This window comes from Corynebacterium sp. c7Ub_26, from assembly GCF_053760365.1.
In genome coordinates this window covers 264,310-277,309 of the sequence record NZ_JBSNBL010000001.1, presented here as the reverse complement: position 1 = coordinate 277,309, position 13,000 = coordinate 264,310, and the positions used below count along the sequence as shown (strand labels likewise).

Here is a 13,000-nt window from a genome sequence, read left to right as displayed (position 1 = left end):
TAATCGCATAACGATAAAGAAAAACCGGACCGCGCTATCGCACAGTCCGGCTCATGTCATTGAGAGGCCTCGTCATGACCTCCAATGACGAACAGGGAAACACGCTGCTGAAGACCCGTTTAAGGGTTCAGCTAGGCGCACAGTGAAGATCGATCTGTACTACTTTCCAGATGGAGTACGGGTCTCGGCACTGATGAACCAAGCCTGCTGCTCCAGCTGCTTGATGTATTCGTGCAGCAGATCAGCACTCGTCGGGTCAGCCTCGTCAACGCGGTCGTGAACCTCACGCATGGTGTTGGTTGTCGCGTTAATAGCCTCGACGACGTGGGAAATAGCGTCGTGAGTAAGGATCTCTCCTGCCGGGAACTCCGGAAGGGACGAACCTGCGGCTACAACGGCCGTGCGACCATCGGGAATGCCATTCAAAGCACGCATACGCTCAGCGATTTCGTCGGTGCCTTCACGAGCAACCGAAACAAGCTCGTCTAAGTTCAGATGCAGATCGCGGAAGTTCGGTCCGAGAATGTTCCAGTGAGCTTCCTTGGCAACCAGGCTCAAATCGATGAAATCAACGAGAACCTTCTGCAGATCAGAAACAACGTCGCTAGGAGCACTAAAGGCTGGAGTTGTTTGAACAGAGCTCTCAGCGGAAGCCGAACGCCCAACAGATGCTTGCGCGGAAGTCATATTTTTTTCCTTCTCTCGATAAGTTGGTTTGTCGTCTCAGAGCTACGTGGACTGTGCCCGATACCGAGCTTTTCCTTCGCTCTGCCCCTAGTTATACACCCTTCCTATACGCGTTGCAACTATTAATAAGCTGGCTTTAGATAGGGCTTAGCTATTGCCGACTTTGGGCCCCGGCGAGGCTAATCCGGCCGGTTATCAGCTCAGTCCCCTTCACTGGACCTACCGTTCCCTGAACCTTTTCCACTGACATCCTGCTGCTCAGCGTCAACACTGCCGGTTGGCTTATCGGCAGGCGTTTTTGCTGATGAGCGGCGTGCCTTCGGTACGTTATGGTGCTCAAACTTCTTCTGGTGGAAGTAACTCCGCACCTCGTCAGACGAATAATCTGAGCTGTAGTAGTCCTGCAGTTCCCGATCCCCTGCGCCAGAGTTCAGCGCCGCGAGCATCTCGTTGTAGGCATTGAGTTCGGCCTCGTGGGTGCGGTCAGCCCGACGCTCATAGCGTGCTGTTTCTCTACTATCTTCCCGAAGCCACTGCAGGAAGTGAGCTGCTGTCACAATTAACAGTGGGATCTCACCGGTTGCCCACGCGATCTTGCCGCCCAGGTTCTGATCAGCCATGTAATCGACGTGCCACGGAATACCGAAGGTTTCATACATCGGTTGCCCGAGCGGGTAATTCAACTGCATGAGGGCGATTGCAAACCAAGCGTGGAACGGCATTGTTCCTAAGATGGTCACCATTTTGATGAACGGAGAGGTGTGGCGAGGTGCCGCGTCGATACCAATTGATATCCAGTAGAAAATGTATCCGGAGACCAAGAAGTGGGCGATCATGAATAGGTGACCGAAGTGATACTTCATGAGAGCCTCAAATAGAGGCGTGAAGTACATAATGTAGAAACCAATAACGAATTGCGCAGCAGCCACAACGGGGTTCGTTAAAAACCGCGAAACCGGGTTATTGATAAAAGCAACAATCCACTCACGTGGCCCAGGGACACCGTCGCGCCCCGCAACAGGCAAGGCGCGGAGGAATAAGGTCACCGGACCAGCCAAAACCCAGGCGATCGGGATCGCCATCGACAAAATCATGTGCTGGATCATGTGCATCGAGAACGACACCATCGCGTACATCCCGAGGCCAGAAGACGTCGCGAAAAGTAGAAGAATGTTCCCTAGTGCCCACCACAACACCCGCCTAAAAGGCCACTCCCCGCCCTTTTTCCGGAGATGGACGTAGGCCCACACATATAAAACCTCCGCAATTATTGCGACGGTTCCGTAAATCATGTCGAACCGCACCATGCCGAACAGACCACCCCACGACGGTGGCTTCGTCAGACTGAAGCCCAGCTCGAGCTCCATGACGTTGAGGTTCAGCTCTTTCGGCAAGGGTGGTGGAATACGAGACAATGACACGGCGACGCCGATTGTCGCGGCCATCACGACCAGTTCCACGATCGCGATTTGAGAAAAGGCGAGTCGGTCCGACGGATTCTTTTCCAGCTTGGGGATCGTCATTCGTCGGTGAAGGAATCCAAAAATGCCCAGGACGATGAGCAAAACCGCTTTGGCTGTAATTACTCGGCCATAATCACTGGTCAGGAGTTCATCGACGCGGATGCGGAGCAACGCATTAACTACTCCTGAGATTGCCAAAACAATAATCGACACCAATGCTAAGAAGCTGTATCGCTTGACAATGACGTCCATGTGGGGCCCTTTGCGCAGGGCGTGCTGGATCATTGCCGCCAAGCCGCCGACCCACAATGCACAAAACACAAAGTGCCACAGGTACGAATTAACGCCATAGTCGTGATTACCGCCGGCCGCGGAGTGCCCTTCGAGGCTGATAGGAATCAACGTCACCAGAGAAAACGCGAAGAATAGCATCTGGAAAATCCAGCGCCGCGTGCCCAGGGACCACACCACAGTAATTAGCGCAAAGATAGCGACCCACATCCAGGAACGCGCCACGGATACTTGGTCGATCGCTTCGCCCCAGTGTGCCGGGCTAAGCGTCGTCGAAAGTGGGGCTCCGGAAACGTCCGACAAGCTCATCGGTATGAGGAGCAGCGCGAGAACAGCCCATATAAATAAGCACCATGTGCCGGTTCTGCTTGCTTTATACCCGTCGACGTCGAGAAAACCATCTTTCCGCGGCGGGGTACCAAAAGCCGACATCAAGAATGATCCGACCCCGATGAAACCGAACATCGTGGCCAGGCCACGGACAAATGGGAGGCCGAATGATACCGAGAAACCCGGATCGGGAATTCCTAGGGCAGACAGTGATTCGCTGTACAAGGAATACCCGATCGCCGCCCCCACTATTCCGGCCACAAGTCCGGCGAGCACAAAGTAACCGGTAGCTGACCGGACAGGCACCGAAGAACCAGCTTTCGTCTTTACCTCCGTCATACTCCCAAGCCTACCCAGCACGGAGACAATCTAATCAACCCGAAGGACCAGTTATCAGCAAAGAGTTCAGTACTGTTATATTCGTCTAGTGGATTGCGACGAAAGCGCAACCCACGATCGATAAAATGCCCCTGTAGCTCAGTGGATTAGAGCATCCGGCTTCTACCCGGAGTGGCGCGGGTTCGAATCCTGCCAGGGGCGCCACACTACCCCGCGATGACTGGGTACACGGTCTGGACGACGTTTTATTTGTCAGCCCTGGTGCGTTCTGACAATCAATGGACTACATTTGTGAAGTTCTATTTCTTAGGCCGGCTATAAATCCAATATATGACCCCAACGAGGGTTCCAAACAGGAGCGTTTTCCCCCATTCCTCCCATGAAAAACGAGTCCTCTTTGAAGACCAAAGACCACAAGTAGAAGAAAACTAAGAGTCCGACGGCCATTCCAATCCACCATCGAATAGCTTTCAGGACCTCACCGGTTCGCTTCCGCATCGGACTCTCCTTTCAACTAAGCGGCCCACGTCCAAAAACAGCAGCTAGAACTATCGATGAATGCTGAGAGCATAAAGCGTGAGCTCATTCAAGCTTAGGTAATGCAACCTAAGCTGTCTATATGGATGTCGAGGGAGTTTTTTATTGAAGTCTGGAATGGAGGCCTACTTTAGCCTTCCTTAGTAGCTTTCTGATTGCCCCTTGACATACATCAACTGGACAATGATGACTGCCACGTCGTTGTTGTCTAGCCCAAACCAGAAGCACCCAGCGCATTGCGACACGACTCGTGTTCTTCCTTCTTGAGGAATAGCTCTTGGTGGTGCCGCAGTACTTATGGATGCCCAGCAGTGTTGATAGCTTCCACTCTCATGACACAAATCCGGATAGTGCTCAGAGGCAGATTGGCACTAAGCGGCGTGTACCTTGTTCTACCGATTAGGTTGGTGGAGTGGTCCGTGGACAGGGACGCTGTTCAGCGTGAACGCCCCGCAATCACTATAACCCCAGCTGTATCAGGCAAAATAAAGTCAAGTTAAATAAAGCATGCGTACAAGCACTCAGCATTAGTTGATTGAGGTTGAACTGTGGACAGTCGTGATGAGCAATCCCTACGCGCGGCAAAAATGTATTACCGCGACAACCTTAGCCAAGCAGAAGTTGCTCTGGCTTTAGGCATTTCACGACCAACAACATCCAAGCTCATTCAGCATGCCCACGACCGTGGCTTCGTAACCATCACTATTCGAGATCCGCGGGAAGCGTCGTCCACCACCGCAACGGCACTAGCGACAAAATACGGTTTAACATCTGTGCGACTTGCACAACCTGTATCGCAGACCACCGACGATATCGTCGATGCCCTCGGTCATGTCGGTGCGCAAGCCCTCCGTTCCCTTGTCGTCGACGGGTCCAGTGTCGGTGTGTCGTGGGGGCGAACAATGTATTCCATTGCCCAGCATCTCACTGAGAAAAATGTTCACGACGTGACGATCGTTCAGCTGAAAGGCGGGATGTCATATACCGACCGGAAAACGAACGATATCGAAACGATCACGTTGTTTTGTAAAGCCTTTCACGCATATGCCCGTACCCTTCCCCTCCCCGTCATTTTTGATAATGCCGAGACCAAAGAACTTGTAGAAAAAGACCGGTTTATCGCGAATGTTCTCGAGCAAGGGAGAAAAACTGACATCGCCGTTTTCACGGTGGGGTCAGCGGGAGAAAACAGTCTCGCCCTTAATCTCGGCAGCGTTACCCCAGCTGAGCGCACGCAGCTTCGTCAACGGGCGGTGGGTGATATTTGCTCGCGGTTTTTCGACGCCAACGCGTCCGTCGCCGTGCAATCGGTGGACGAACGCACTGTCGGAATAACCATGGAAGACCTAGCGCAGCGCCCGGTCCGACTCCTCGTCGCGGGCGGATTACACAAAGTGCGCGCCTTGAAAGTTGCGCTGAAAGCGGGAATGGCAACGCACTTAGTCACTGATCAAGCGTGCGCAGAGCGCTTACTTGAGGAATGATTGCCCACCCTAGCTTGCGACGACTCCCACAATTGCGGCGTTAATCATGTTGACGCAGAAACCTGCCAGAAGGGCAAACATTCCGAATTTGGCTATCTCACCGCGACGCTCTGGTGCTAGTCCACCCATCGATCCCATTTGAATTGCGATCGAGGAGAAGTTGGCAAACCCAGCCAGCGCGAAGGTTGAGATCATGACGGCTTTGTCGGAGAGTTCATCGACGTGCTTCCCGAATGAGGTGTAGCCCACGAACTCGTTGAGCACCGTCTTTTGCCCGATAAAGTTACCGACGTCAACGGCATCGTGCCATGGAACGCCGATAGCCCAAGCAAATGGGGCCAGCGCCCAACCGAATATTCCTTCTAGGCTCCATTCGGAATGGCCGAACCAGCTACCGATTCCTCCGATAATCGCTGACAAGAAAGCGATGACCGCGATGAAGGCGATCAGGAGGCATCCGACGGTGACAGCAATGCGTCCACCATTCATAGCGCCGCGGCCAAGAGCATCAATGACGTTCTTTGATTCCTCATCGCGGACATCCCGGACAGTTGCGTCCAGTTGACTCTCTTCTGTTTCCGGGAAGAAAGCCTTGGCCATGAGTAGCGAGCCCGGAGCATTCATCACGCTTGCCGCCAAGAGGTATGGAAGTGGAGCCCCCAAGAGAGAGTAGCCAATCAAGGTGGACCCCGCGACGGAGGCAAAACCGCCGGTCATACAGGTAAATAATTCGGACTTCGTCAGCTTCTTGATATACGGCTGAATAAGGAGTGGTGCTTCACTCTGACCCAAGAAAATAACGGTTGCGGCGAAAACCGATTCCACCTTGGACGTACCCATAAGTTTCCCGAGGGCACCGCCAACGTATTCAACAACAATTTGAATGACCCGGAGATAGTACAGAACACCAATGATCGCACCGAGGAAAATGATGACTGGGAGAACATTGAGTGCAAAGACGAACCCGATTTTGTCCCCAAACAAGGGACCGAAAACGAATTCTGTTCCTTTGTCGGTATAGCCGATGAGCTGGTCGATGCCCTCCGCTAGCCACTTGAGGGCATGATATCCGGGCCCCCACTTCAGGACTAAAAGAGCCAGAATTACTTGGAGGGCAAGGCCGGTGCCCAGCGTTCGCCAGTTAATTTTAGACCGGTGTTTAGATAACGCAACGCCGAGAGCAAGGATAATGGCAATACCAATTAGCCCTTGAAATCTTTCCATAATTACCCCTCCAGGTCTTCAGGGCCGAAGGAAAATGGGAGAATTGATTCAAAGGGCAAAACAAATGGGCGCGATTCTTTCTCCACGATGACACGAGAACAACCGAATTCCCTCAAAACCTGCCGGCAGGCACCACAAGGCCAACACGGTTCGGCTTTGAGACCAACAATGGCGACTGTGTCGATACGGGGAACGTCTCCACTTTCCGCGATCATGCGAAAGGATGCTGTTCGTTCCGCGCAGTTCGTTAAACCATAGCTGGCGTTTTCTATGTTGCACCCAGTGATGGTCTTCCCCTCCGTGGTGCGAATAGCAGCACCGACGGGGAACTCACTGTATGGCACATATGCACCTTTGGCAGCGTCACGCGCTTGTTCTAGCAGTGCGATATCCGCTGCCGCATCAGAAAATTCACCCCGAGAACTGCCGACGTCGGAAGCGTTCTTTTCAATCATGATGTGTCCTCACGATCAAGGAGCCACGAAGGGTGGCGTCGTCAAGTAAGCCTGCGAACATATGTGAAAAAAGATATTGACATACGTTCCGACTGTTATTATAATTGAGATCACAACGGGGAAACAAGAGTTGGTTACGTCACACTTTAAGCCTTATGACGCATCCCCACTCCCGCCTCACAGGTGACCTCACGGTACACCGGAACACTGATTGGAGTACTACATGGCTGAGCATTTCGATGCCGTCGACGTTATCCGCACCAAAAGAGATAAGGGGGAGCTTTCCCAAGATCAGATAGATTGGGTTATCGACGCGTACACCCGCGGAGTCGTCGCCGATGAACAAATGTCTGCTCTCGCAATGGCTATCTTCCTCAATGGGATGAACCGGCCAGAGATCGCGCAATGGACTCAGGCGATGATTAATTCCGGTGAGACTATGTCCTTTAGCTCACTGTCGCGTCCGACAGCGGATAAGCACTCGACAGGTGGCGTGGGTGACAAAATCACCCTCCCCCTCGCTCCATTGGTGGCTTCGTTTGGAGTCTCCGTTCCACAGCTCTCCGGACGAGGGCTCGGTCACACTGGTGGAACACTGGACAAATTGGAATCGATCCCGGGCTGGCAGGCAAACCTGTCTAACGATCGCATGATGCAGATGCTCGAAGACCCCGGATGCGTCATCTGCGCCGCCGGCTCAGGGCTCGCACCAGCGGATAAAAAGCTCTACGCACTGCGCGACATCACCAGCACCGTGGACTGCATCCCCCTGATCGCAAGTTCAATCATGAGCAAAAAGATCGCGGAGGGCACGGGCGCGCTCGTCCTCGATGTCAAAGTTGGTTCAGGAGCTTTCATGAAAACTCTTGACGACGCGCGCGAACTGGCTCAAACAATGGTCAACTTGGGAACCGACGCCGGGGTCAAAACGGTCGCACTGCTCACAGATATGTCCACGCCGCTAGGGAAGACTGTCGGCAATGCCCTCGAGGTCCGGGAATCGCTGGACGTTCTCGCCGGTGGAGGGCCCGCCGACGTTGTTGAGCTCACCTGCGAATTAGCCCGTGAAATGCTAAACCTAGCCGGAGTTCACGACGCTGACGTTGAAGAAGCTTTGAAGAATGGCCGTGCAATGGACACCTGGAAATCCATGATCCGCGCCCAGGGCGGCGATCCCGATGCCCCACTGCCCACCGCGAAACACACAGAAACTGTGTACGCGGATGCAGATGGCGTGATCACCGAACTCGACGCTCTTGCCATCGGTGTGGCTAGCTGGCGGTTGGGCGCCGGGCGTGCACGCAAAGAAGATCCAGTTCAGGCTGGCGCTGGAATTGAAATCTTCGTGGACCGCGGCCAAAAGGTCACGAAAGGCACCCCCTTGTTCACGCTTCATTCTGAGGACACGGACCGATTCGAACGCGCTCTGGAATCACTCAACCAAGGCTGGAGTATTGCTCCTAGCGAGGAGGGCGTTCCTACACCACGTCAGTCCGTCGTTATCGAAAAAATCAACTAGCCCCGGCCGTTGTTCAGTGCCCGCAAAAACATTGAACAACTTTTGTTCAATTCTTAGGAGAAACTGTGCCTACTACGCCAGACAGTCTTTCATCTGGTACGAACACACCCTCGCGCGACGAAGTCGCCTCCATCGTCGACCACACTCTTCTCAAACCCGAATCAACGCATCACGACGTCGCCGAGCTGATCCACGAGGCCACTGAGCTCGGGACGTATTCCATCTGTGTCTCTCCATCGATGCTGCCCGTCACCGTTCCCGACGAACTCCATGTAGCGGCGGTATGTGGCTTTCCCTCCGGAGCCCACGCCAGTGAGATCAAAGCCGAAGAAGCCCGCCTGGCAGTTAACAATGGCGCAGATGAAATCGACATGGTCATCAACCTGGCAGCAGCAGCCGAAGGCGATTGGGCAACCGTCGAAAAGGACATTCGCGCGGTCCGGGATGCCGTTCCCTCGCCCACTGTTCTTAAAGTCATCCTAGAAACTGCTCTTCTTTCCGACGACGATATTGTCGCCGCATGTAACGCTGCGAAAAATGCAGGCGCGGATTTCGTCAAGACATCGACAGGTTTCCACCCGAGTGGTGGTGCGAGTGCTCACGCCATTCGCCTCATGCGCAAGACCGTCGGGCCTGACATGGGAGTTAAGGCGTCTGGTGGAATTCGGACAGCAGAAAAAGCACTGGAGATGATTGCTGCGGGGGCAAACCGCCTGGGTCTTTCTGGAACACGAGCCGTTCTGGATGGCCTCGCAGATTCCCCTCAAAGTGAAGACGCTACGCACAGCGACATCCTCGCCCGTGCGGAAAAATGGGCTGACAGCGATGTTGATTCCACAGATGCTGAAACGATCCGAGAACTCATCAAAACACGGAACATCGACGAATTAGCCGCTCGCTTCTCTGGACCACTGCAATTCGGAACTGCTGGTTTACGTGGAGAAATCGGCGCCGGGGAATCACGGATGAACCGGTCCGTCGTCATCAAAGCCACCGCAGGTCTCGTATCGTATTTAACCGAATCCATCGGATCCGCGCCCGTCGTCGTTATTGGCCATGATGCTCGCCACGGGTCGGCAGATTTCGCTACCGATGCGGCTGAGGTTATTAATGCTGCTGGGGGCCATGCGCTACGTTTACCGAGCCATTTGCCTACCCCGTTACTCGCGTTCGCGGTTCGGAATTTGAAGGCTGATGCCGGCATTATGGTCACCGCTTCTCACAATCCACCGCGGGATAATGGATACAAGGTCTATCTAGGTGGACGCATGACCGACCAGTGGGGCAACGGCGTACAAATCGTCCCGCCAGATGACAGCAACATTGCTAATGCAATCGCACAAACAGGTCCGGCGAAGGACATCCCGCGTTCGTCAGAGGGCATTACCTTCCTTGGTGAGGAAGTGCGGGAAGCCTATCTCGAAGCTCTCGAGAAGGAAACGAAACCATTCCGCATGGCGGAAACCGCCAGCAAGGGCGATGACTTCCCCACGTCCGGCGAATCCCACAGTTCGTTCCACGGTGATATTTCCATCACACTCACCGCAATGCATGGTGTTGGGGCCGAAACCGCCACAAAGGCGCTCAACAAAGCGGGGTTCACCAATATCACCCTCGTCAAGGAACAAGCTGAACCGGACCCGGACTTCCCCACCGTTTCATTCCCCAATCCGGAAGAGAAGGGAGCCCTGGATCTCGCCCTCAACACCGCTCAACGCGCTCAGGCTGACGTCGTGGTCGCTTTGGACCCCGACGCTGATCGGTGTTCTGTCGCCATTCCTACAAAGACCAGCGACGCCACCGGGAGCGATGGGTCATCGACGGAACCGACGTATCGCCAACTAACTGGTGACCAAATTGGTGGTCTGCTCGGTGACTTCGTCGCACGCACAAAGTTGCGCCCGATTCACCATAATTCAGGCTCGGATGCAGACGCAGCCTCAGGCGATGGGACCGCTCAGACGTCGGATTCAGTCTTTGCTAACTCCATCGTCTCGTCTCGGCTACTGGGAGCTATTGCAAGCAAGTATGGCCTCAATTACGGCCCTACCTTGACGGGCTTTAAGTGGATCGGGCGCACCCCGGACTTGGCATTCGGTTATGAAGAAGCGATTGGCTACTGCACCTACCCACGCATCGTCCGGGACAAAGATGGGGTGTCGGCAGCCGTCACCGTCGCTTACCTCGTCGATTCTCTCCATCGAGAAGGTAAAACGGTAGACGACCGGCTCACGGAGATTGCTCGCGACAACGGCGTCTACGCCACGACTCAGGCCGCGTTCCGGGTTGAGAACCGCCAACGAATCGTCGATGGCATGTCCAAGCTAAGGACAACCCCGCCGGCTGAATTTGCCGGATCGCCCATCACGGAGTCCGCTGACCTCGCGGACGGTTACCACGGTTTACCGGGGACAGATGGTGTCCTGTTCCTCACTGAGGACAACACACGCGTCATCTGTCGGCCTTCTGGGACTGAGCCCAAACTCAAGTGCTATCTCGAGGTTGTCTTACCCGTTGATGAGGACGCGACAGCAACCGAAATCATGGCACTACAGACTAAAGCTCAGGCAAAGCTCGAGCAGGTCCGGGCAGAAATAACCGTAGCGACCGGGTTCTAAGCACCCGCCTGAATGAAGGCCTTTGTGGGTTTCTGGTGCCCGCCGACAACAGGTTTCACACCGATTGTTTAATCAATCGGTGCAATCCTGTGCATGTCGTATACCCCCCGTATAAGCCATATTTTATGAAGACCTTTGGGTATAAAGAATCCCCAGCTAGAGGCTTAAACGACATTCTAGCTGGGGTTTTAGTGCGCCATCAGGGACTCGAACCCCGAACCCGCTGATTAAGAGTCAGCTGCTCTGCCAGTTGAGCTAATGGCGCAGAAAACAACGATCACCTTGGTGGTAAACGTCGCATTGTTGCAATACAAGAACTGGGTAAATCCGCGGTGTTGCAACGAGGAAGAACTATAGCAACCTCTCCCGAAACCAACAAATGTCCAGCTCATTACGATATAAAACGACACCGAACAATCGTCGGCAACAAAATTCATACCGGCTATGCAGCCCATCTCGCTCGTGGGAAACTCAACAGACCGATCAATCAACTGATCAATCATGAGCCCCACTCAGAGTGTTTGAGCAACCACATTGAATTCCACACAAAGCGTTATGGAGTCGTTCAAGGATTGTTCCCAAGTTGTTACCGCGCAAACACCCCGATTCTTTACAACGTCGCTTAAAGTTCTCTAGTACGATAAGAATCAACTTTATGGACACATCACTGAAGGCGCGTGATCCAGAAGGTGTAACGCGAGGATCCCTCGCTGATATATCGTGTATGAACGGCTGCACACACGCAGCGAATGACGAATGTGTAAGGGTGGAAAATGCCACAACGTAGGTTCATGCGTAGCAAGCACGCACGCATGATCATTTCCGCTTTGGTGGTCACCGGAGTGATCGGAGTATCGGGCTGCACACTCCAAAAGGTTGAAAGCGGAAGTACGTCCAACAGAGCGAAAACCTCTGAGATGAAAGAGGACGCCAAGCCTGTTGCCAGCGTTTCCGACGGCGATACCAATGTTTCGGTCATTGATCCCGTCACCGTTAAGGCTGGTAGCAAGCTATCCAACGTCTCACTCACCTCTTCGGATGGGACAGAAGTTAAAGGTCAATCAGAAAACGACGGAAAGTCGTGGAAAACTGACGAGGACCTTGGCTACGGCAAGACCTATACCTTGACCGCCACGGCCAAAGACAAGAAGCTTAATTCGACGTTCACGACGGTGTCTCCAACCTATCCAATGTCGCCAACCGTCACCCCTGGTGATGGCATGAAGGTCGGCGTTGGACAGCCCTTGAGTATCGACTTCGGCGACTACGTCACCAACAAGAAGAAGATCGAAGACAACGTTGAAGTCACCACAGAACCCCACGTCGACGGATCCTTCTATTGGGTGAACGAACGTCTCCTGCGTTGGCGCCCCAAGGATTACTGGCAGCCAGGCACAAAAGTCACCGTCAAAACCAAGCTCTACGGTAAAGACCTCGGCGAAGGCTCCTATGTCAACGACGATGTCAGCTCCAGCTTCACGATCGGCGATCAGATTATTGCCACTGCCGACGACAACACCAAAGAAATGGTTGTCAAGAAGAACGGCGAAGTTGTGAAGACGATGCCCATTTCCATGGGTTCGGCTTCCTACCCCACTCCGAACGGCGTGTACTTCCTGGGAGACCACAACCCCTCCATGATCATGGACTCCTCGACGTTCGGTCTGCCGACCACTGCGGCCGGCGGATACCGCAGCACGGTGAACTACGCGACCCAGATGTCGTTCTCCGGCATCTGGGTCCACTCGGCACCGTGGTCGATCGCGCAACAGGGAAATACGAACGTTTCCCACGGTTGCTTGAACGTCAGCCCCGACAACGCGAAGTGGTTCCTCGAGAACACCACCATTGGTGACATCGTCGAGGTAAAGAACACGCAAGGTGGACAACTTTCTGGCACCGATGGACTCGGCGACTGGAACATTCCTTACGACAAGATCGTGGAAAGCGGTAAGAACGGGACAGTAGTCCAGTAAATACCTATTACCCTTCACCCTAAAGATGGCCGACAGCTACGCCCCCTAGCTGCCGGCCATCATTGCATTCGTACGCC

At 53.9% G+C, this 13,000-nt stretch carries 8 protein-coding genes and 2 tRNA genes; 5 read left to right on the top strand and 5 right to left on the bottom strand.

The window, feature by feature from the left end; all coding sequences use genetic code 11:
* Nucleotides 1–159 precede the first annotated feature (159 nt).
* Nucleotides 160–687, bottom strand: coding sequence for a Dps family protein (locus tag ACWORE_RS01220; protein ID WP_012732009.1), 528 nt, complete (start codon nt 685–687; stop codon nt 160–162).
* Between the two features lie 200 nt (nt 688–887).
* Nucleotides 888–3,110: a bifunctional copper resistance protein CopD/cytochrome c oxidase assembly protein gene (locus ACWORE_RS01215; RefSeq protein ID WP_455302163.1), complete on the bottom strand. Its 2,223-nt coding sequence runs from the start codon at nt 3,108–3,110 to the stop codon at nt 888–890.
* Nucleotides 3,111–3,237: 127 nt separating this feature from the next.
* Between ACWORE_RS01215 and ACWORE_RS01210 the strand changes: the two genes are divergently transcribed.
* Together ACWORE_RS01210 and ACWORE_RS01205 are read left to right on the top strand one after the other, a co-directional pair.
* Nucleotides 3,238–3,314, top strand: a tRNA-Arg gene (locus tag ACWORE_RS01210).
* 881 nt (nt 3,315–4,195) lie between these two features.
* Nucleotides 4,196–5,131 carry a sugar-binding transcriptional regulator gene (locus tag ACWORE_RS01205; RefSeq protein WP_455302161.1) on the top strand — a complete coding sequence of 312 codons (936 nt, stop codon included), beginning with the start codon at nt 4,196–4,198 and terminating at the stop codon, nt 5,129–5,131.
* Between the two features lie 9 nt (nt 5,132–5,140).
* Here the strand turns inward: ACWORE_RS01205 and ACWORE_RS01200 are convergent, their stop codons facing one another.
* Nucleotides 5,141–6,355 (bottom strand): NupC/NupG family nucleoside CNT transporter, encoded by a 1,215-nt coding sequence (locus ACWORE_RS01200; protein ID WP_337447788.1) that lies wholly within the window; start codon nt 6,353–6,355, stop codon nt 5,141–5,143.
* 2 nt (nt 6,356–6,357) lie between these two features.
* Complete coding sequence (locus ACWORE_RS01195) at nt 6,358–6,810, bottom strand: cytidine deaminase (RefSeq protein ID WP_180962445.1); 453 nt, start codon at nt 6,808–6,810, stop codon at nt 6,358–6,360.
* Nucleotides 6,811–7,033: 223 nt separating this feature from the next.
* On the opposite strand from ACWORE_RS01195, the gene ACWORE_RS01190 reads away from it, so the two are divergent.
* Both ACWORE_RS01190 and deoC read left to right on the top strand, forming a co-directional pair.
* Nucleotides 7,034–8,329: a thymidine phosphorylase gene (locus ACWORE_RS01190; RefSeq protein WP_406604845.1), complete on the top strand. Its 1,296-nt coding sequence runs from the start codon at nt 7,034–7,036 to the stop codon at nt 8,327–8,329.
* A gap of 65 nt (nt 8,330–8,394) precedes the next feature.
* On the top strand, nt 8,395–10,947 hold the full coding sequence (gene deoC, locus ACWORE_RS01185) for a deoxyribose-phosphate aldolase (RefSeq protein ID WP_455302160.1): 2,553 nt from the start codon (nt 8,395–8,397) through the stop codon (nt 10,945–10,947).
* A 192-nt stretch (nt 10,948–11,139) separates the two neighbouring features.
* Here deoC and ACWORE_RS01180 read toward each other — a convergent pair.
* Nucleotides 11,140–11,212, bottom strand: a tRNA-Lys gene (locus tag ACWORE_RS01180).
* A gap of 508 nt (nt 11,213–11,720) precedes the next feature.
* On the opposite strand from ACWORE_RS01180, the gene ACWORE_RS01175 reads away from it, so the two are divergent.
* Nucleotides 11,721–12,923, top strand: a complete 1,203-nt coding sequence (locus tag ACWORE_RS01175; protein WP_455302158.1) for a L,D-transpeptidase — start codon at nt 11,721–11,723, stop codon at nt 12,921–12,923.
* Nucleotides 12,924–13,000: the final 77 nt, after the last annotated feature.

Coding starts and splice junctions, on each gene's coding strand:
- ACWORE_RS01220 (WP_012732009.1), bottom strand. CDS start 687: ATGACTTCCGCGCAAGCATCTGTTGGGCGTTCGGCTTCCGCTGAGAGC.
- ACWORE_RS01215 (WP_455302163.1), bottom strand. CDS start 3,110: ATGACGGAGGTAAAGACGAAAGCTGGTTCTTCGGTGCCTGTCCGGTCA.
- ACWORE_RS01200 (WP_337447788.1), bottom strand. CDS start 6,355: ATGGAAAGATTTCAAGGGCTAATTGGTATTGCCATTATCCTTGCTCTC.
- ACWORE_RS01195 (WP_180962445.1), bottom strand. CDS start 6,810: ATGATTGAAAAGAACGCTTCCGACGTCGGCAGTTCTCGGGGTGAATTT.
- ACWORE_RS01190 (WP_406604845.1), top strand. CDS start 7,034: ATGGCTGAGCATTTCGATGCCGTCGACGTTATCCGCACCAAAAGAGAT.
- ACWORE_RS01175 (WP_455302158.1), top strand. CDS start 11,721: ATGCCACAACGTAGGTTCATGCGTAGCAAGCACGCACGCATGATCATT.